Source organism: Streptomyces sp. CB02923 (genome assembly GCF_001905005.1).
Taxonomy (GTDB): domain Bacteria; phylum Actinomycetota; class Actinomycetes; order Streptomycetales; family Streptomycetaceae; genus Streptomyces.
On sequence record NZ_LWKZ01000023.1, the window covers coordinates 760,151 to 780,003 of the forward strand.

The window sequence follows — 19,853 nt, forward strand, 5'->3', positions numbered from 1 at the left end:
CGGACCCTCTGCGGCGGCTCGGGCCTCACCTCCTTCCGCGGCCGGACCACTCGCCGCATCCCATGTGGCGCGCCGGCCGTCGGCCGCCGACGCCACTGCCCCGGCGGCTATGGGGCCAGCCGTAGCGCTTCCTCGACGAGTGCTTCGACGATCCGCGCTTCGGGAACCGTGCGCAGCACTTCGCCGTTGCGGAAGATCTGCCCTTTGCCGTTGCCGCAGGAGACGCCCAGATCGGCTTCGCGGGCTTCGCCGGGTCCGTTGACGACGCAGCCCATCACCGCGATGCGCAAGGGGTGGTGGAAGCCGTCGAAGGCGGCTTCCACCTGGGCGGTGAGCTTGTGGATGTCGACCTGGAGACGGCCGCAGCCGGGACAGGAGACGATCTCCAGCTTGCGCGGGCGCAGGCCGAGCGAGGCGAGGATGTGGCAGCCGGCCTGCACCTGTTCGACCGGCGGGCCGGAGAGCGATACGCGGATGGTGTCGCCGATGCCTTCTTGTAGCAGCGTCCCGAAGGCCACCGCCGATTTGATCGCGCCCTGCAGGGGAGGCCCGGCTTCGGTCACGCCCAGGTGCAGCGGGTAGGGGCAGCGCTCGGCCAGCAGCCGGTTGGCTGCGATCATGACGGCGGGATCGTGGTGCTTGACGGCGATTTTGAGGTCCTCGAAGCCGTGCTCCTCGAACAGCGAGCACTCCCACAGGGCGGAGTCGACCAGCGCCTGGGGGGTGGCACTTCCGTGCTTGGCCAGCTGGCGCCGGTCCAGGGAGCCGGCGTTGACGCCGATGCGAAGGGGGACACCCGCGGCGGAGGCCGCGGCGGCGATGGCAGCGACCTGGTCGTCGAACTTCTTGATATTGCCGGGGTTGACGCGTACCGCGGCGCACCCGGCCTCGATGGCGGCGAAGACGTACCGGGGCTGGAAATGGATGTCGGCGATGACGGGGATGGGGGAGCGGGCCGCGATCGTGGACAGCGCGGCGGCATCGGCGGCGGACGGCACGGCGACCCGCACGATGTCGCAGCCTGCGGCGGTGACCTCGGCGATCTGCTGCAAGGTCGCATCCACATCGGCGGTGCTGGTGGTGGTCATGGTCTGGACCGAGACCGGCGCGTCGCCGCCCACGGGGACATCGCCGACCTGGATCTGCCGTGAGCGGCGGCGCGCCGGAGTGTGGGGGAGTACGGGCATGCCGAGGCCGACGGTGGCCATCACAGGCCCCCGTCGCCGTCGTCAAGGGGGTGGCCGGCGCGAGCGGCGAGGACGGACTGGGCCAGGCCCCGTGCGTCGAGGCCGGACCGCGCCAGCAGTTCGCCGCGGGCGGCATGCGGGAGGAAGCGGCTGGGCAGCCCCAGGGTCCGGACCGGAAGCGAACAGCCGGAATCGGCCAGAGCCTGGGCGATGGCGGTGCCCAGGCCGCCGCGGCGGATGTTGTCCTCCACCGTGACCACCAGCTGATGGCCGGCGGCGAGCCGGGTCAGTTCCCCGGGTACGGGCAGGACCCAGCGGGGATCGGCGACGGTGACGCCGATGTCCAGTGCGGCCAGTCGCACCGCGGCTTCCACGGCCTCCCGGGCCAGCGGGCCGGAGACGACGAGAAGCACGTCGCGGCGGCCCCGGCGATAGAGGACGTCCACCGGGCCGGTGCGTTCGATGGCCGGTACGTCCGGGCCCACCTGGCCCTTGGGGAACCGGAGCGCGGTGGGCCCGGCCTGCTCGGCGAGCGCCTCGCCGAGCAGCTCGGCCAACTGGCCGGCGTCACGCGGCGCGGCGATCCGTACCCCGGGCACGGCGCCGAGCAGCGTCAGGTCCCACATGCCGTGGTGGCTGGGACCGTCCGGCCCGGTGATTCCGGCGCGGTCCAGGACGAAGGTGACGGGCAGCCGGTGCAGGGCCACATCCATCAGTACCTGGTCCATGGCCCGGGTCAGGAAGGTGGCGTACAGGGCGACCACCGGATGCAGGCCGCCGGTGGCCAGCCCCGCCGCGCAGGTCACCGCGTGCTGCTCGGCGATGCCCACGTCGAAGAACCGGCTCGGGAAGGCGTCCCGGAAGGGGGCCAGCCCCGTGGGGCCCGGCATCGCCGCCGTCAACGCCACCACGTCCCTGCGCCGTCGGCCCAGCACGCACAGCTCCTCGCCGAACACGCTCGTCCACGAGGGCGCGGAAACCTTCTTCGCCGTGGACCCGGTGGCCGGGTCGATCACGCCGCAGGTGTGCATCCGGTCGTTCGGCTCCCTCTCGGCCGGCTCATAGCCCTTCCCCTTGCGGGTGACGGCGTGCACCACCACCGGCGCACCGAGCCCGTGGGCGACCGACAGCGCCTGTTCCAGCGATTCCCGGTCGTGCCCGTCGACCGGGCCGAGATAGACGAAGCCGAGCGAGGTGAAGATGTTGGGCGCCGCTTCCGCTGCCGCGAGGTCGTCTCCGGCCAGGTCACCGAGCTCCAGGTGCCACCCGTCGTGTGCCCGCTCGCGCAGTCGTCGCAGGTGATCGGCCAGGCCCCCGACGGTAGGAGCGTAGGAGCGGCTGTTGTCGTTGAGCACCACGACCACCGGGCGCTCGGCGCCACCGAGGTTGTTCAGCGCCTCCCATGCCATACCGCCGGTCAGCGCCCCGTCCCCGATCACCGCGACCACGGCCCGGTCGCTCTCCCCGGTCAGCTCGCGGGCCCTGGCCAGCCCGTCCGCGTACGCCAGCACGGTCGAGGCATGCGAATTCTCGATCACATCGTGCTCGGACTCGACCCCGGACAGGTATCCGGACAGGCCCCCGGCCTGACGCAGCCGGTCGAACCCGTCGGCCCGCCCGGTCACCAGCTTGTGGACGTACCCCTGGTGTCCGATGTCGAACAGCAGCGTGTCCTGAGGCGATTCGAAGACCCGGTGCAACGCCAGCGTCAGCTCGACCACCCCGAGGTTGGGCCCCAGATGCCCACCACTGGCGGCGACCTTGTCGACCAGGAAGGCCCGGATCTCGCGCGCCAGGTCGGACAGCATTCCCTCCGGCAGCGCACGCAGAGCCTTGGGGCCGGTGATCTCCGCCAGCAGGGGGTAATCGCCTCGGGGAGATGACATCGAGGGCATCAAATCTCCTCACCACAGCGGGAGCGGACCGACGGTCGTCGGTGGTGCCGGCGCGCTGTCGCACGAATTCGCGGTTGCCGGTGCGGACAGTCCGTTCACCCCGTGGCCGTCGGCCGTCGATTGCCGTAATGCGCCGTGATCGACAGGCATTGGCTTCCGGCCCGCGGAACTGCGGGCGCCGTTACGAGGTATTCGACCGCACCGGCCTGCCTGACCCGCCAGCGGTGTTATATGCCCTGGCGCACAGTCCGCATTCGAGGCCGACACGAAAACTGCTCGCACCTCTTACTGCTGTCCATCGAAGACCGGTCAAGGGGGAAAGTACAGTCGATGAAGGAGCAAGCGCGTGCACGCGTAGAACGGTGCCGGTGCCGGTGCCTCAGGCCCGGGGGTCCCTCTCGTTGAGCGCGTCGAACTTGCGCACCTCGTTGCGCATGTGCGGGCCCCACTTGGCGAAGAGCGCCACGACCTCCGGTGTGCTCAGGTGCCGATCGAGCGCCTCCTGGGACGTCCACTGCTCCAGTACCGTGACGGTTCCCGCCGCCGCGTCCTCCACGCAGAACGAGATCAGTACGTTTCCCGGATTCGCCGCGGCGATCGGGTACGTCGCCCGTGCCTCGGTGACGAACGTTTCGACGTCACCGGCAGGGACGAAGACCCGGCCGGCGATGATGACGGCCGTCCGGGCAGTCTGTTCCGAACCTGTGGTGGTGGTCTTGCTCTGGAGCGAATCCATTGTTCTTTTCCATTCGCCGTGTGCTGTGCAGCGGGCCGCGAACCGGCCCTGGCCGTGGAGGGTAAACCCTGACATTGACGTCAGAGGCAAGGGCGGGCCTCCGCACTCCAGCCGACCGGAAGCGTGGCCAACGCGCGTATCCCGCGCGGCCGCGTCAGGCTCTGGCCTCGTGCTGTGACCCGGTGGGAACCTGCAGGACGGGCCAGGACGCGTCTTCCGCCATCGGCTCCAGAAGGTTCCAGGAAGGTTCGGGAAGGCTCAGCAGGGTTCAGGAGGGAGCTGTCATGAGCGTGCTGTCCACCAGGCTCACCGAGAGGTTCGCCGTCCCGTACCCGTTCGCCTGCGCCGGCATGGGCATCGTGGGCGGGACTCCGGAACTGGCGAAAGCCGTCTGCGCCGCGGGCGGCATCGGCGCGGTGGGGGCCGCGCTCATGCCCGTCGACCGGCTCCGGCGGGTCGTCCGCGAGGTCCGGGAGGGCGTCGGCGCGGCACCGTTCAACATCAACCTGATCACGTACTTCGACACCGCCGAACACGTCCGCGTCTGCGCCGAGGAGCGCGTGCCGATCGTCTCCTTCCACTGGGGTCACCCGCCGGCCGACCAGCTCACGTGCCTGCGCGAGGCCGGGGTGTCGGTGTGGGAGCAGGTCGGCTCGGCCGGGGCGGCCGAGCGTGCCGTCGACGACGGCGTGGAGGTCGTCGTCGCCCAGGGGTGGGAGGCCGGCGGGCACAACTACGGTGGTCTGCCCACCATGGTCGGGGTGCCCTGCGTCGTGGACGCCGTGGGGGACCGCGCGTTGGTCCTCGCCGCAGGCGGGATCACCGACGGCCGCCAGGTCGCCGCCGCCCTGTGCCTGGGGGCCGACGGCGTGTGGGTCGGCACCCGGCTGGTTGCCTCGCGGGAGGCCCGGGTGCATCCCGAGCACCACCGTCGGCTGGTCTCCTCCCTGGGGGAGGACACGGTGCTCACGTCGGTCTTCGGCCCCGAATGGCCGGAGTTCAACCCGATGCGGGTGCAGCGTGACCGTGTGGTGTCCGAGTGGCACGACCGGTTGGCGGACATACCGGCCGAGCGTGACGCGCTCGAAGAGGTCGGCACGACGGTGTACGAGGGGGAGGAGACCGTACTGTGCAAGTTCAGCGTGCTGCCGCCGGTGCCCGGGACCGAGGCCGACTGGGAGGAGATGCCCTGGCTGATGGGGCAGGGCGTCGGCCTCGTCCACGGCATCCGGCCCGCCGGAGAGATCGTCCGGGAGATGATGGAAGAGGCCGGGCGGGTACTGACCCGGTTCGGTTTCGAGGACGTGGGCGGGTCATGAGCTGACCGGCGGCCGGGGACCGGTGACCGCTGACGGCGACTGGTGTCGGGCCGGCTGTCGTCAAGGCGCCCGTAGTGGGTCACCAGCGTACGAAGCTCACCACGAGCACGGCCAGGGACAGTACGAGCATGCCGAGGCAGTTGACCCAGAACGCGGAGTTCAGGGCTTTTGCGCGAAGGTGGGATGTGGCGGCGGCCAGGAAGTAGACCACGACCGCCGCGGTGGTCGTCATGGCGACGCCGGGCACCCGGAGCCCCACGGCGAGCCCCACGACCGAGGCCGCCTTGGCCGTGGTCAGCGCCCACCACCAGTCGCGCGGGAACCCTACGCCCTCCAGGCAGTCGACTATGAACTTCGGCGGGCGGATCATCATCGCGGCGTCGCCGGCCTGGATCGCGAGCAGGACCAGCACCGGCCATACGGGGGAGGGGAGTTCGGAGAGCGTCATCGGTCAGTTCCTGCCTTGGGCGGTGATGAATTCAGCGGTGCTGCGGATTCTGTCCGCGGTCTGTTCGGGGTCGGTGGAGCCCGCGGCGAGCAGCATCAGCTCACCCAGGTAACCGGCGAACATCACCTGCGCGCCGAGCCCCGCGCGGGCGTGCGGAATTCCCGCGTTCACCATCGCGGTGGTGAGGTTGCTCTCGGTCAGCGTGCGTAGTCCGCCGAGCGCCGCGTTCGCGGGCCGGCCGCGGGTCAGGGCCCGGAAGTACGCGCGCGCGAGTTCCTCATTCTCGGTGAACAGGTCGATGAACGGGTCGAAGTAGCGGGACAGGTAGTCGACCGCGGACGTGGCGGACTCCACGGTGGGCGGCGCGGGGATGCGGGCGGCGATGGCCTGGTCGTAGACCAGGCTCAGCAGCGACTCCTTGTCTCCCGCCGCCATGACCGCCCCTACGGAAACACCTGCCTCGGCGGCGATCTGTCGCACCGTCGTGCCGTGGAAGCCGTGCTCCTGGAAGAGCCGCGCAGCAGCCTCGGTGATGCGGGCGGTGGTACGTCGTTTCTGTTCAGCGCGGGTTGATTGAACGCGTTCAGTGAACATGTTCATAATATAAAGGCGCAGCTCCGTCGAGGCAACGGTGTCGTCCGGTGCGGCTTGAGGGGGGGCACAGGCCGACGCGTACGGGGAAGCACGGACACCGGAGTGCGTATGCGGCGGCAGCGCCGGGACGGGAGCCCGCTTGCGGCTACTTCCGGCCGTTCTACCGTTGTCGGGGGCATGACCATGTGGGGCAGGAGTTGAATCGAGAACGTTTCTGGGACGGCGTACCGGAAGCGGTACCCGATGTGGGGGTGTGAGACGGATGGACGAAAGACGCAGACTGAGCCGCAGATCTCTGTTACGGAGCGGGCTGGGGGCGGGCGGACTGGCGGTGACCGCGAGCCTGCTGCCCGGGGTGTACGGACGCGCGCCGGGCGCGGCGTGGGCGGCTTCCGGGCCCGCCGCCGTGCCGGCCGGCTCTCCGGCGGGAGCCCCCGGGGCCGCCGCGGCGTTCCCCGACTGGGCCAGGTTCGCCCGGATCGCGGACGGTACGTTCGACGACGACGCCGATCCGGCCCGCGACATGAAGCCGGTGATCGACAAGCTCAAGGCGCAGAACGTGAGCGTCATCGAGGTCGACACGATCTTGTCCAACTGGCTGCCGGACGACGAGTTCGCCACGCACATGGCACAGATGAAGCGATTCTCCGATCTGGCGCACGCCGCCGGCATACGGGTGATCGTGTACTACCCGTCGCTGGAGGTCATCAGCGTCGGCGGGGAGAAGGGCAAGTCGTTCTACAAGGACAGCGACGGCAAGAACTGGGTACAGCGCGGCCTCGACGGGAAACCCAACGTCTTCTACGGGAGCCTGGTCGTCTGGGTCGACCCGGGCGACGAGAGCTGCTGGGTCAGCGCCAACTCCCCCTGGCGCGATTACTACCTCACCCGCATCAAAGCCCTGGCGCGTACCGGCGTGGACGCGATCTGGCCGGACGTACCGATCTACTTCGACGGCGCGCTGAGCTGGTGCGACGCCTCCACCTGGGCGGCGACCGCCTTCCGGGCCGACACCGGCCTGGCGCTGCCCACCACCGTCGATTTCTCCAACCCCGCCTTCCGCCGCTACGTCGAGTGGCGCCACCGCAACCTCAACCAGTTCCAGCTCGACATCGCCGCCGCCGGCCGCTCGGTCAATCCGGACCTGGTCACCTTCGTCGAAACCGTGACCATGGACTACAAGTACGCCACCACCGTAGGCCTGGACGGCGCGTATCTGCGCCGGGCGGAAGGCGTCAGCCACGTCTGGGAGGTGGACGTCCTCGCCAACTACGACGGGATGCGCCACGCCACGGCATCCGACTGGACCTGTCTGATCTCGATGTACAAGTACGCCCGCGCGGCCAGCGGAACCAAGCCCGCCTGGGCCTTCTCCTACGGCTGGAAGGCCGACGACGCGTCGCTGGTCATGGCGGAGACACTGGCGGCCGGCTGCAACCCGTACGAGGTCAAGAGCCCGTTCAAGACCGACAGCACGGACATCGCCATGCGGACCCGGATGTACGGCTTCGTCGCGGCCCACCAGGAGGAGCTGTTCGCCGCCGCCTCCGGGGCCACGGTCGGTGTCTACCACTCCTCGCCGTCACGCGACTTCGTCAGCCCGGTCGAGGGCAGCGGCATGTACGTCAACACCAAGCCGCCCGCCGGGGTCAAGGACTGGTGGAGCTTCGACACGCCGGAAGAGAGCTGCACCAACCAGAAATGGCTGGGCGAGTTCCGCGGCACCGTCAAGTCCCTGGTGCTCGCGCACATCCCGTTCAACACCGTGCCCAGCCCCGGCGTCAGCGCCGATGACCTGGCCGGATACCGCGTCCTGTACCTGCCCAACCTCCAGGCGGTCTCGGCCGAGGAGGCGGACGTCCTGCGCTCGTACGTGGCGGGCGGCGGCACCGTCGTGATCACCGGACCCGCGCCCACCGGCCTCGACGAGCGGGGCGGCGCCCGTACGGAGTACGCGCTCGCCGACGTCCTCGGCTTCCGCAAGGCGGACCCGGTGCCCGCCACCAAGCGGAACGCGTTCGGCCAGGGCACCTGCTGGTTCTTCAAGGACCTGCTCGGCCTGAAATACCTCTCGCGCACCGATCAGCCCACCGCTGACACACTCCTCGGGCCGGTCCGCACGACCGCTCCGCCCGCCGTCACACTGACCGGTGACCCGCGGATCCACCTGGAACTGAGCCGCCTCGGCGACGCCACCATCGTGCAACTGGTCAACTTCACGGCCTTCGGCGACACGCCCACGGCCTTCAAGACCAAGCCCACCACCTGCACTGTCGGCCTCACCGTCCCCGCCGGCCGGCAGGTACGGGCGGCCACGGTCAGCTCGCCCGACCACTCCGGCCCCGGACCGAAACCGGTGACCTGGAAGACGGACGGCGACAAGGTGAGTGTGGAGCTGACGGTGGTGCAGTATTCGCTGCTCAGCGTCACCATCAGCTGAGTAGCTGACCCGGTCACCCGACCCGGTGCCCCGGCGTGTACGGGGCACCGGTGTGCCGGCGTGCACAGTGTGTACGGGGCACCGGTGTGCCGGTGAGTGTCACGGCTTCCCGGGGGCGCGGATCCGCCACAAGGACGTGGGCCGGTCAGCGCTCCCCGGGTGGGACTCGAAGGCGATCCAGCGGCCGTCGGGCGACCAGCTCGGCGCCCCGTCGTACGTACCGTGCTCCCGCGTCACCTGCACCGGCCCACCGCCGCCTGCCACCGGCATGACGAAGATCTTGGGCAGGTCGAGCCCGCCCGTGGTGGAGGAGAAGACCACCGACCTGCCGTCCGGCGACCAGCTCGCGTCCGTGTGCTCCCCTTCCAGGGTGGTCAGCCTGCGCACGCCGCCTCCGTCGGCGTTCATCACGTACAACGCCCAGGCATCGCTCCCCAGTTCCCGCCGCTGGAAGACGAGTTGATCGCCGCGCGGCGACCAGTTGGGCTCACGGTTGTCCGTACGGCTGGCGGGGCCGTTCACCAGCCGCGCCTGCCCCGTACCGTCCCGCCTCACCTTCCACAGCGAACCGAACGCCGACCGGTCCGCGAGCGCCGCACGCTCGTCCGGGTCCTCCCGCTGCACGCTCTCCTGGAAGACGATCCACTGCCCGTCCGGCGAGAAACTCGGTTCCAGGTACCCCGAAGGCCCGTGGTGTTCCGTCACCCTCGCCGGCCGTCCGCCCGGTTTGATCACCCAGATCTCTTCCGCCCCCGCGCGGTCGGAGGCGAACGTGACCCCCGCCGACGGCCGCCAGCTCGCACCGGGCAGGTTCACCGCCGCCCGGTCGTCCTCGTTCAGCAGATCGCGGACCTTGCGTACGCCATCGCTGTCCCGGCTCAGCGGAAGGACGCGCAGCGCGGCGGCCCCCTCGTTGTAACCGCCGTGGAAGACCGTGAACAGCATGGACGTCCCGTCGGGTGCGTACGCCGGATTCTGCGCGCTGCCCTTCCCCCGCTCCCGGTGCACCAGTTCGGCGCCGTCGCCCCGTACCGCCTCCGGCTTCGCGGACGGCGGATCGGCCGGGCCGGGCGGCTCGGAGGAGCGCGACGGCGACGCCGACTCCGGCGGGTGGTGCGGCTGCCCGGCCTCACCACCACACGCCGCCAGCACCCCTACGCCGAAGCCCAGCAGGACCGCGACCGCTCCTCGTCTGCGCATGCGGTCACGCTATGTATCTCAACTCCGCCGTTTCAACCGGAGTTTGCGACAGGTACCCGGGACGCCGGGACGCCGGTACGAAAGCGGGTCACAAGCTGTGCCACATCCCTTGATCCGTGAAACGAGCGGGCGATCTTCAAGATCGAGCTGCGGCACATCACCAACTTCATCGAGGCCGCCGTCGGCCCGCACGCCAAGAAACGGATGCCGAGTGGGCGATTCTGGAGCCGCTGCTTCCGCCGCCGGCCTGCACCCGGCCCTGGGGCGAACGCCCGGAGAAGCACCCGAGGCGCAACGTCATCGACGCCATCCGCTACATCAACGACGACGGGGTGATCTGGACTTTCATCACCCTCATGGCCCGCCGTCCACCCGGCCTCCCCGACCGCCTCGCGCGTCACCGCACCCCGTCGAACCGGTGAAAGCGGTCGGCAAGCCCAAGTCGCTACGCATCCGGAGACAGTCGCAGACGGTCCGCCTGGCCCCCACCGCCCTGGCCTGATTCCGGCCGCAGATACTGTCAAGCACCGCACCGTCTCCAGCGCTCCTGCCGTGTCACTCGGCTGATGACGTCACAGATGGCGGGCGATGTGACCCGCTGAGCAACACTGCGCAGGCCGTGGTGGTCAGCAGCCCACCGGCGAGGAAAGCGGCCCGCACACCGGCCAGTGCCAGCAGCAGAAACCCGCCACGAGATGATCTTGAAGGGGTGGGCGCATCGGGCCCGTCATCTGTCCGGTCAGCGTCTTTGGTGGTGACGTTGGATGTCGTCCGGGGCGGGGCGAGCGGCGACCTCGATCGAGAGGACCGCGTATCCGCGGTTGAAGCGGCTGATCAACGCGCACGAACTGCACTTGTTCTTCGCGCCTAGGGTCTGTTGTGAAAGTGCTGGTCACAGCCACTCGTTGAGGACCGCGACCAGCACGGTCGCCTCGTAGCGGACCGCGAGCTTGTCCTACCTCGTGGCTACAGCCCGGTGGCGCTTGAGGCGGTTGCGGACGCGATCCGTCGGGACCCTGATCCGCTTGCTTGGAGTGCGCTCCAAGGTCATAGCGTTGAGCCGGCTGGACCGAACACCCAACGTGTCGACGCGTCATCCCGCACAACCAACTGGAAAGACGGCAAGTGGAAGACAACCAATTCACCACGCATGCAGAACTTTTCGATCTGAGTGGAAAGCGCGCGCTCGTCACCGGTGGCACCCGAGGTATCGGAATGATGATCGCGCGTGGCCTTCTCCAGGCGGGCGTCCGCGTAGTCATCAGCTCACGCGACGCAGAAGCGTGCACCCAGGCGCAGGAACGGCTGTCCGAATTTGGTGAGGTGCGGGCCATCCCCGCCGACCTGTCCCGCCACGACGAGTGTCGGCGACTGTCCGACCTCGTCACCGCCGACTCGGAGCGTCTCGACATCCTCGTCAACAACGCGGGCGCCATGTGGGACGAGCCGCTGGCGACGTTCCCGGACGCGGCCTGGGACACGGTCGTCGACCTCAACCTGAAGTCGCCGTTCTGGCTCGTCCAGGCGCTGCTGCCCGCACTTCGCAGGGCGGGCACCGCCGACGATCCCGCGCGGATCATCAACATCGGCAGCATCGCCGCCATCCACATCCCCCAGCGGCCCAACTACTCGTACTCCAGCAGCAAGGCCGCACTGCATCAACTCACCAGAGTGCTCGCCAAGGAACTAGGACCGCAGCACGTCACCGTGAACGCCGTGGCGCCGGGACCGTTCCCGTCGGCGATGATGGCTGCAACCCTCGATAAGTTCGGCGAGGCGATTGCGGCGTCGGCCCCACTACGCCGGATCGGCCGCGACGATGACATGGCGGGTGTCGCCGTGTTCCTCGCCAGCCGGGCAGGCGCATATCTGACAGGCGCCGTGATCCCCGTCGACGGCGGCATCGCCACAACCGCGTAGGCCGATCGGGCCGTCCGCCGGTATGGACGCAGCGGCAGCTGATGGACGGCATACGGTGGCGGACCTGGACGGGTGCTCCCTGGCGTGACGTGCCGGAACGCTACGGGCCGTGGGACCGGGTCTATGACCTGTTCCGGCGCCGGCAGCGGGACGGCACCTGGGCGAGGATCCTCACCCGGCTCCAGGCCGAGGCCGATGCGAAGGGCCTGATCACCTGGGACGTGAACGTCGACTCCACGGTCTGCCGGGCCCACCAGCACGCGGCTGGGGCGGCGGAAAGGGGGATCTCCAGAAGGAACCGCCCGGCGGGATCACCGTCGAGCCGGCCGCCCGGACGGGCCTGTCGTACGACAAGGCGAAGGCCCGGAAGACCGCCGAGGCGGTGATACGGAGCGAGGCGGTGTCGAAGAACCGTCCAACGGACCTGATCAATGTTCGAGGGCGATGATCACCAGAGTCCGCCCGCCGAGCGCGGCCGTCGTTTTGCCGGTAACCCGGGGGACGGACAGGGCCACCCCTGGGAGCGGGCTTCCCAGGGGGTGGCACGGACAGTCAGCGGAACAGGCGGAAGAACCCGCGCACCTGCTTGACCAGCGACTCCGGCTGCTCCAACGCGGCGAAGTGGCCGCCGTGCGGCAGTTCCTCGAACCAGCGCAGGTCGGTGAACCGCAGTTCGGCCTCCCGCCTCGACGGGCGGGTGATGTCGCGCGGGTAGACCGACAGCCCGGATGGCGCGGTCACCTTGGCCCGGAAGTTGGCGAAGCTCTCCCAGTACAGGCGCGCCGACGACGTGGCCGACGCGGTGAACCAATAGACCGAGATCTCGTCGAGGATCGTCTGCCGCGACAACGCGTCCTCGGGATGGCCGTCGTTGTCCGTCCACGCCCAGAACTTCTCGGCGATCCAGGCGGCCTGCCCCGCCGGGGAGTCGGTGAGGCCGTAGCCGAGCGTCTGCGGCCGGGTCGCCTGGATCGCCGAGTACCCCCGGCCGGTGCGCTGCATCTCCTTCTCGGCCTCGAGATTCGCCAGCTCCGCGGGCGTCGGGTCGTCGAACGTGCCCGCCGCCACGGATCCCAGGTTCAGGTGGACGCCGACGACCCGCTCGGGCGCCACCTCGCCCAGCGCCGCGGACACCGCCGAACCCCAGTCACCGCCCTGCGCGCCGTACCGTTCGTAACCCAGCGAGACCATCAATGTGTCCCAGGCGCGCGCGGTGCGGGTGATGCCCCACCCGGTCGTCGACGGTTTGTCACTCCAGCCGTACCCGGGCAATGACGGCGCGACCACGTGGAACGCGTCCGCCGGGTCACCGCCGTGCGCGCGCGGGTCGGTCAGCGGGCCGAGGACCTCCAGGAATTCGAGCACCGAACCCGGCCACCCGTGCGTGAGCACGAGCGGGAACGCGTCCGGCTCCGGCGAGCGGACGTGCAGGAAGTGGATGCCCAGCCCGTCGATGGTGTCGCGGTACTGCGGGAACACGTTCAGCCGCTCGGCGAACCCGAAGTCGTAGTCCTCGGCCCAGCTGCGGCAAAGCTCCTGCGCATACGCCAGCGGCAAACCCTGTGACCAGTCGTCCACCGGCTCGCGCTCGGGCCACCGTGTCCGTCGCAAGCGTTCACGCAGGTCCGCGATCTCGGCTTCGGTGATGCTGACCTCGAATGGCTCGGCGGGCATGGCAAGGCTCCTTGCTGGTCAAGGCGTTATCGGATCGGATGCAGGTGGACTGTCAGCGCGGGCTCCCACGCGTGGCGTCGGGTTCGGGGCGGCGGTCGGCGGTAGGGCGCCGGGTCAGGCTGAGGAGGAGTCCGGCCAGGGGGAGTGCCGCGAGCACGGCGAGGGTCATCGGCGCCGGCACGATGCCGGACAGACCTGCGACAGTGGCCGGACCGATCCCGCCGCCCAGGGCGTTCATGAAGTTGAGCAGGCCCTGTGCGGTGTGGCGGTCGTCCGCGGCGACCAGGTCCGGCGCGAGGCCCACCAGTACGGCTTGGGCGCCGGCGAACCCGCACACGGTCAAGGCCGTGCCGATGACGATCGGGACCGGCCCGGTGGAGATCGCGACCACGAGCACGCCGATGGCGGTGAGTGCCGCAAGCCCGGCCGACACCTGCCAGCCGGTGAACCGGTCGGTCAAGGTGCCGACCAGCCGCCCGGCCAGCACCGAGCAGGCGGCGGCCGGGACCAAGAGCACGCCGGCTTCCAGGGGGCCACCGCCCGTGGCCTGCTCGATCAGGGACGGGGCGCGGAACAGCACCCCGTAGTAGCCGGCGAAGACGGTCCCGCCGATGAGCCCGGCCGCCAGGAAGCCGGGGGATGCGATCACCCGCCGAGGCACGAACCCGTCGGGCGTGCTGCGCACGCGCCACCACAGTCCCACGGCGGCGAGTGCCCCGGCGGCAGCCACGACGAGCGTGACCGGAGTGGGCAGGCCGACCGAGTGTGCCTGCAGCAACGTGATCAAGGAGCCGGCGAGTACCGACAGCACGGCCGCGCCGACGATATCGAGTCGCCCGGTCGAGCCGTTTCGCTCGCCGCTGCCGTTCCGCGTCAGCGCACGCCTACTCGGCAATGCGGCCAGCAGGAGGAGCAGCGCGAGGGCCGGGATCGCGAGCACGGCACGCCACCCGAGCCAAGTGGTCACCGCCCCGCCCAACAGGGTCCCGCACCCCGACGCCGTCGCGCTGGCGGCCGCGATGATTCCCAGGGCGCGGATCCGTTGCCGCCCGGGAAGGGCGGTGGCCGCGGCGAAGACGGCGATCACGGTCGCACCCGCCCCGGCGCCGCCGATCAGTCGGCCGACGATCACGACGGACAGTGTCGGCCCGGCCCCGGCGAGCGCGGAGCCCGCGGCGAGCGCCACGACCCCGGCGACGAGGATCTGGAAGGGACTCCAGCGGACCAGCAGCCGGCCCGCGACCGGCATCGCGAGCGCGGAGGTCAGCGACCACGCGGCGAGAATCCACGCGGTGGCCCCGAACGGCACCGCGAATGCGCGGCCGATGGCCGGCAGGGCCACCGACGGCGCTCCCAGCGCCACGTACATCGGCAGCACCAGCATCCCCAAAGTCAGCCCCAGCCGACGCCCGTCCCGGGCGTCCGTTCGCTCCGGCGCCGGGGCCCCTCCGGACGGGATGGCCTGCGGCGTCGTCCCTTGCCGAGTACGTTGTGACATGCCAAAGCTCCTTTGGGTGTAACGTTACGGAGCAGTGAGGAGACACGTCAAATGAAGAATGCGTGTTACAGCCCAGGGGTGGTCCAGACGGCCGTCGACCTGGCCAACACCTTGAGGCCGATCAAGGGAGAGGACGCGCTCGAGACCGTGGAGCAGCTCCGGGACTTCCTCGACGGCCATCCCGCGGCTGAGCCTCAGAGTTCGGCCGCGAACCAAAGGACCGGTCCGCGGCATCTCACCCGCGCCGACCTGGCGGAAGTCCGCGCGTTGCGCGCGACGGTGCGTGAGGTGCTCGAACGGGCGAACACGGACGCGGTCGAAGCTGCGGCTTTGATCAACGACGGTCTGCGTCGCAGCCGCGCCACCCCGGTACTGCGCCACGAGGACGACCGCTGGTGGACCGAGGTGGCCTCCGGCACCGACCGCTGCTCGGCGCACCTTGCCGCGACTACGCTCAGCGCACTGGCCTCCGTGATCGCCACGCTCGGTCCCGCTCGTCTCGGCGTATGTGCCGGGCCGACCTGCCGGGCCACCTTCGTGGACCTCTCGCGCAACGGCTCGAAGCAGTACTGCACCCGAACCTGCTCACACCGGGCCAGCGTCGCGGCCTACCGGAGCCGGCGCAGCCCGCATTGAGCGCCGGCACCTGCCCCTGCCGGGCCGACCGGTGCCCCCACTACACGCCCACGGACCTCGGGCCCGAACAGTCCAACCGCGTCCGGCAGGCCGGTGAGCCGCGTCCGGCACTTCCCTCCAGGGGCGGTCACGTTCGAGAGCCATGTCGATCGGAACTCGGTGTTGCCGGATCAGCTGCGGAGCAGTGAGGCGTGGATGCGGGCGATGGCCCGCAGTACCTCGTCGCGGTTCTTGGCTTGCTGCATCCATGCGGGCAGGCGGGCCACCACGGTCATCTTCCGGCCGTGGTCGTGCCAGGGAATCCCTTCACGCAGTGGCGCCTGCACGAATCGTTTGATCAGGTCCAGGTGCTCCAGGTTGTAGGCCCATACCCACCCGTGCCGGGTCTCGGTCTGCAGCCACAGGCGGACGCCGAAGTGCGGGTCTGTGGCCGGCTCGTACCGGTCCCGGTGCAAGGCCACACATCCACGGCTCCATTCCCTCGCCGTCCCGCAGTTCCGGCAGACGAGCCGCCGTGGCGCAAAGAGGTCCGGATCGTGCACTCCGGCCGGATCCGGTCCTGCCACGTGCGCGACCTTGTCGCAACTGGGACAACGCACGAGAACGGACGCGAGGAAGTCGTCCTTCGTGCTCCGCGGGTCCCGGAATCGATGGCGTGTGGAGATCGGACTCATCGGACCAGTATGCGGGCCGGGCGGCGAAGGCCTCTACGGGTTGAATGCCAAGCTCAGACCTTTTCGAGGATCGTCTTCAGCTCCGACATCATCATGATCCAGCCGCCGCTGACGCCCTCCAGCATCTTGGAGTCGGCCGAGGTGAAGCCGTCGTGGGTGATGGTCAGCTTCACGCCCATCTCCGGCTCCTCGGCCGGCTCGATGTCGAAGGCGACCTTCGAGCGCTCCTTGACCGCCTCGGCGAACTCCGCGTCGCTCATGCCGAACATCTCCTGGTGCATCGGCTGCAGCGTGTGCCAGGTGTAGGTGAGCCGCTTGCCGGGCACCGACTCGGTGACGACCTGGCCGAGGTCCTGCGGCTCGCCGCCGTCCTCGACCGGCCACAGCACCTTCGAGCCGGCCTTCCAGTCGGAGGAGGGCGCCCAGCTGCCGTGGTACTGCTTCAGGAATTCCGGGCTGGTCAGTCCCTCCCAGAGCTTCTCGGCCGTGGTGTGGATGTAGATCGTGTAGACGAACTCGGGCTTGCTCATCGCCGTTCCTTCCAGGGCGTGCTTCAGATTGCCGAGTGCGGCCATGCGGCCCCGCTCGTACTGGCCGATCCAGCGGTCGGCGAGGTCGTGGATGGGTACGGGATTGAGGTAGTGCAGCCTTTCCCGGCCGTGCCGGACCGCCGTGACCAGGCCCGCGCCCTCCAGCACCGCCAGGTGCTTGGACACCGCCTGCCTGGACATCTCCAGCCCCGCGCACAGCTCGCGCAGGCTCTGGCCGTTCCGCTCGTTCAGCCGGTCCAGCAGCCGCCTGCGGTTCGCGTCCGCGAGCGCCTTGAACACCTCGTCCATGCCATCCAACCCCCTCGTCATCAGATTGGCAACCATTTGGTTGCGTGTCAAGCCGGGCAGACCCCGCCGACCGGGCCGGACCGCCCACGGGACCGGCCTCCCCGAGATCAGCCGGGCTCGGCCTGACCTGCGAGGACGCCCGCCCCAGTGGCTGTCTTCCCGGCGGGCCGCCGCAGGGCGGACGCGAGCCGGACCAAGGTGGCGCCGACCACGATGTGCAGCGTGCTGGTCAGCGCGGAGTCGGGCAGGGCGGTCAGGAACGCGAAGAGGGGCAGCGCCGTCGCGTACGACCATGACGCGCCCCGCGGAAACACCCGGGCACGGATCATCGCCGCCCCGAAGAGGGCGCAGCCCACGGCGAAGACGGCCGCGGAACCGATGAACGCGGGGACCGTGGGGCCCGTAAGGGTCTTCTCGACGGTCCCATCGTCGAAGTAGAACAGCACGAGGTTCGAGGCGAACGCGGCGCCGCCGAACAGGCCGAGCCCGATGAGGTTGACGACGTAGGCCGTCTCCCCGAAGCTGCCGGTGACCGGGCCCTGGCGCCGGTGCAGCCCGGCCAGCAGCGGCAGCGCGAACGCGGGGGACAGGGCGAGGAAGAAGCTGGTCGCCGCGGTCTCCCCGGTGAAGATCTCGACGAGTGCGGGCAGGGCGACGAGGAGTCCGGACAGCGCGCCGGACAGCGCGTCGATGCAGGTGGACCGGTCGGACGAGGGTATGGGCACGACGGCACTCCAATACGTCGAAGGACGGCCCCGGCCCGGAACCGCGCGGGCCGGGACCGAGAACGTTAGGGAGCCGCCGGCCCTTCGCGTCAGGTGCAGAACGGCGAGACCGACCGCCGGTGGTCACCAGGCTCACCGCTGCCGTACGGCCATTCGGCACGTATCGCCTGACCGCATCCGCCTGTGGCCGCCCCGTGCCCTCGCCTCCCGGCCGCCGCCCGCCTAGCCTGGGCGGCACGCAGGAGGGGGTGGGCGTGTGGCAGCGTACGTACCGGTGCCGTGGGTATCGCCCCTGTTGTACGCCGCGGTGCTGGTCTGCGGCCTCTACTACGCGGTGGCGGACCTCACCCCCGGACCCGGCCCGCCGATCTGGCGCACGGCGGGGTTCGCCGCGGGGCTCGTGGCGCTGGTCGCCTTGGAGGTCGTGGAGCGGCGCGGGGTCGTCGCCCGCGCGTGCTTGCCACTGCTCGCGCGGGGCAGCCTGATCGCGGTGGTGGTCGTCCTCGACGAGTCGGGGCTGGCCCAGGCCCTTTTCGTGCTCCTGCCGTTCACCGCCTACTTCGTCTTCGGACGCTGCGCCGCACTCGCGCTGGCGGCTCTGTGCGTGGCCGGGCTCCTCATCGGATACGCGCTGACCGAGCCCGGCTGGTACAGCGAAGCGGAGCGCGTGTCCGACCTGCTGATGCTCTGCGTCGGCCTCATCCTCGCGCTCTCCATGGCGGCCGTCGCCATCGGGGAACAGCGAGCACGGCGCGTCCTGGAGAAGTACGCCGCGCAGGTCGCGGAACTGTCCGCCACGGCCGAGCGCAACCGCCTCGCGCGGGACATCCACGACAGCCTCGGACACCACCTCACCGCCGTCTCCGTACAGTTGGAGATCGCCTCCGAGTTCCGGGCCCTGGAACCCGACTCCGCCCAGCGAGCGGTCGACGAGGCGCGGCTGTCGGTGAAGCGCGCGCTGGGCGACGTACGGCAGTCCGTGCGGGCCCTGCGGGGCGAGGAGACGCACAAGTCGCTGACGGTGGGGCTCGCGGGCCTGGCGTGCGACGACGAGGCCCGGCCCCACGTCACCGTGCAGGTGGACGGATCCGAGGACGGCTACGGCCCGGCGGAGCTGACCGCGCTCTACCGGGCCGCACAGGAAGGCCTGACCAACGCGCGCCGTCACGCGCGGGCCACGCGGGTGACGGTGGCGGTCCGCCTGACCGAACACGCGGCACGCCTCGTGGTGTCCGACGACGGCTGCGGATTCGTCCCGAACGGGTCCGTCACCGGGTTCGGGCTGCTGGGGATGCGGGAGCGGGTGCACATGGTGGGCGGGAGCGTGCACATCGACAGCGGTCCGGGCGCGGGAACCCGGCTGACGGTGACGGTGCCGCGAGCCCACAGTGAGGAAGGCGTGCGGTGAGCGAGGGGGCGACGCCGGTACGCGTACTCGTCGTGGACGACCAGCGGCTCATCCGGGACGGCATCGCGTCGCTGCTCTCCATCCGGCCGGGCATCACGGTCGTCGGCACGGCGGTGGACGGCCGCGAAGCCGTCGCGAAGGTGCTCGAACTCCGCCCGGACATCGTGCTGATGGATGTCCGGATGCCGGGGATGGACGGCGTCGAGGCGGTCGCCGTGCTGCGCGGCGAGGCGCCGGAGTGCCGGACGGTGATGCTGACGACGTTCGACGACGAGGAGTACGTCGTCCAGGCCATCCGCGCGGGGGCCTGCGGCTACCTGCTCAAGGACCTGCCGGCCGACGAACTCGCCCACGCGGTCCGGCTCGCGTACGCGGGCGTCACCCAGCTCGACGCCTCCGTGACCCGCCACCTCGCCGCCTGCCTGCCCTGTCCGGGCCCCGGAGCGGAGCCGGCGGTCGCCCTCAGCCCGCGCGAGATCGACATCCTGCGCCTCGTGGCGCAAGGCAGGACCAACCGGGAGATCGCCGCGCAGCTGTACCTCAGCGAGGGCACCGTGAAGAACTACGTCTCCCGCATCCTCGGCCGCTTCGCCTTGCGCGACCGCACCCAGGCCGCACTGCGGGCTCGGGAACTGGGCCTGCTGTGAGCGCGAGCCCGAC

At 70.3% G+C, this 19,853-nt stretch carries 18 protein-coding genes and 1 pseudogene; 8 read left to right on the forward strand and 11 right to left on the reverse strand.

The window, feature by feature from the left end:
• Window positions 1–107 precede the first annotated feature (107 nt).
• The 3 genes from ispG to A6A06_RS21475 form a co-directional block, all read right to left on the reverse strand.
• The gene (gene ispG, locus A6A06_RS21465) at window positions 108–1,208 is read right to left on the reverse strand and encodes a flavodoxin-dependent (E)-4-hydroxy-3-methylbut-2-enyl-diphosphate synthase (protein WP_073762880.1); all 1,101 of its coding nucleotides are present in this window, start codon (window positions 1,206–1,208) and stop codon (window positions 108–110) included.
• Window positions 1,208–3,073 (reverse strand): 1-deoxy-D-xylulose-5-phosphate synthase, encoded by a 1,866-nt coding sequence (locus tag A6A06_RS21470; RefSeq protein WP_073763299.1) that lies wholly within the window; start codon window positions 3,071–3,073, stop codon window positions 1,208–1,210. The genes ispG and A6A06_RS21470 overlap by 1 nt, the downstream gene beginning before the upstream one ends.
• Before the next feature lie 388 nt (window positions 3,074–3,461).
• Window positions 3,462–3,818: a putative quinol monooxygenase gene (locus A6A06_RS21475; RefSeq protein ID WP_073762881.1), complete on the reverse strand. Its 357-nt coding sequence runs from the start codon at window positions 3,816–3,818 to the stop codon at window positions 3,462–3,464.
• A gap of 284 nt (window positions 3,819–4,102) precedes the next feature.
• On the opposite strand from A6A06_RS21475, the gene A6A06_RS21480 reads away from it, so the two are divergent.
• Window positions 4,103–5,137, forward strand: a complete 1,035-nt coding sequence (locus A6A06_RS21480) for an NAD(P)H-dependent flavin oxidoreductase (protein WP_073762882.1) — start codon at window positions 4,103–4,105, stop codon at window positions 5,135–5,137.
• A 79-nt stretch (window positions 5,138–5,216) separates the two neighbouring features.
• Here the strand turns inward: A6A06_RS21480 and A6A06_RS21485 are convergent, their stop codons facing one another.
• Window positions 5,217–5,585: a DoxX family protein gene (locus A6A06_RS21485; RefSeq protein WP_073762883.1), complete on the reverse strand. Its 369-nt coding sequence runs from the start codon at window positions 5,583–5,585 to the stop codon at window positions 5,217–5,219.
• Window positions 5,586–5,588: 3 nt separating this feature from the next.
• Entirely contained in the window at window positions 5,589–6,179 is a 591-nt protein-coding gene (locus A6A06_RS21490) for a TetR/AcrR family transcriptional regulator (RefSeq protein WP_079194272.1), read from the reverse strand.
• A 331-nt stretch (window positions 6,180–6,510) separates the two neighbouring features.
• Here A6A06_RS21490 and A6A06_RS21495 point away from each other — a divergent pair, with 331 nt between their 5' ends.
• Complete coding sequence (locus A6A06_RS21495; RefSeq protein ID WP_079194198.1) at window positions 6,511–8,619, forward strand: hypothetical protein; 2,109 nt, start codon at window positions 6,511–6,513, stop codon at window positions 8,617–8,619.
• Between the two features lie 99 nt (window positions 8,620–8,718).
• Here A6A06_RS21495 and A6A06_RS21500 read toward each other — a convergent pair whose 3' ends face one another.
• Window positions 8,719–9,819, reverse strand: a complete 1,101-nt coding sequence (locus tag A6A06_RS21500) for a PD40 domain-containing protein (protein ID WP_073762886.1) — start codon at window positions 9,817–9,819, stop codon at window positions 8,719–8,721.
• A 200-nt stretch (window positions 9,820–10,019) separates the two neighbouring features.
• On the opposite strand from A6A06_RS21500, the pseudogene A6A06_RS41865 reads away from it, so the two are divergent.
• The 3 genes and pseudogenes from A6A06_RS41865 to A6A06_RS21515 form a co-directional block, all read left to right on the forward strand.
• A pseudogene (locus A6A06_RS41865) lies at window positions 10,020–10,193 on the forward strand (transposase); the annotation flags it as partial.
• A 751-nt stretch (window positions 10,194–10,944) separates the two neighbouring features.
• Window positions 10,945–11,739, forward strand: a complete 795-nt coding sequence (locus tag A6A06_RS21510; protein ID WP_073762888.1) for an SDR family oxidoreductase — start codon at window positions 10,945–10,947, stop codon at window positions 11,737–11,739.
• Between the two features lie 41 nt (window positions 11,740–11,780).
• Complete coding sequence (locus A6A06_RS21515) at window positions 11,781–12,125, forward strand: transposase (RefSeq protein ID WP_242440861.1); 345 nt, start codon at window positions 11,781–11,783, stop codon at window positions 12,123–12,125.
• Between the two features lie 166 nt (window positions 12,126–12,291).
• On the opposite strand, the gene A6A06_RS21520 is transcribed toward A6A06_RS21515, so the two are convergent.
• Window positions 12,292–13,413: an epoxide hydrolase family protein gene (locus tag A6A06_RS21520; protein WP_073762890.1), complete on the reverse strand. Its 1,122-nt coding sequence runs from the start codon at window positions 13,411–13,413 to the stop codon at window positions 12,292–12,294.
• A gap of 52 nt (window positions 13,414–13,465) precedes the next feature.
• A complete protein-coding gene (locus A6A06_RS21525) occupies window positions 13,466–14,911 on the reverse strand; it encodes an MFS transporter (protein ID WP_073762891.1) in 1,446 nt (481 codons plus the stop codon).
• A gap of 78 nt (window positions 14,912–14,989) precedes the next feature.
• Here A6A06_RS21525 and A6A06_RS21530 point away from each other — a divergent pair, with 78 nt between their 5' ends.
• Window positions 14,990–15,547: a CGNR zinc finger domain-containing protein gene (locus tag A6A06_RS21530; RefSeq protein ID WP_242440862.1), complete on the forward strand. Its 558-nt coding sequence runs from the start codon at window positions 14,990–14,992 to the stop codon at window positions 15,545–15,547.
• A 170-nt stretch (window positions 15,548–15,717) separates the two neighbouring features.
• Here A6A06_RS21530 and A6A06_RS21535 read toward each other — a convergent pair whose 3' ends face one another.
• From A6A06_RS21535 to A6A06_RS21545, 3 genes are all read right to left on the reverse strand, one after another.
• Entirely contained in the window at window positions 15,718–16,221 is a 504-nt protein-coding gene (locus A6A06_RS21535; protein WP_073762893.1) for a hypothetical protein, read from the reverse strand.
• A 53-nt stretch (window positions 16,222–16,274) separates the two neighbouring features.
• On the reverse strand, window positions 16,275–17,060 hold the full coding sequence (locus A6A06_RS21540) for an ArsR/SmtB family transcription factor (protein ID WP_073762894.1): 786 nt from the start codon (window positions 17,058–17,060) through the stop codon (window positions 16,275–16,277).
• 107 nt (window positions 17,061–17,167) lie between these two features.
• Window positions 17,168–17,785 carry a hypothetical protein gene (locus tag A6A06_RS21545; RefSeq protein ID WP_079194199.1) on the reverse strand — a complete coding sequence of 206 codons (618 nt, stop codon included), beginning with the start codon at window positions 17,783–17,785 and terminating at the stop codon, window positions 17,168–17,170.
• Window positions 17,786–18,041: 256 nt separating this feature from the next.
• Between A6A06_RS21545 and A6A06_RS21550 the strand changes: the two genes are divergently transcribed.
• Both A6A06_RS21550 and A6A06_RS21555 read left to right on the forward strand, forming a co-directional pair.
• Window positions 18,042–19,193 (forward strand): sensor histidine kinase, encoded by a 1,152-nt coding sequence (locus A6A06_RS21550; protein ID WP_073762895.1) that lies wholly within the window; start codon window positions 18,042–18,044, stop codon window positions 19,191–19,193.
• Window positions 19,190–19,840, forward strand: a complete 651-nt coding sequence (locus A6A06_RS21555) for a response regulator (protein WP_073762896.1) — start codon at window positions 19,190–19,192, stop codon at window positions 19,838–19,840. The genes A6A06_RS21550 and A6A06_RS21555 overlap by 4 nt, the downstream gene beginning before the upstream one ends.
• Window positions 19,841–19,853 lie beyond the last annotated feature (13 nt).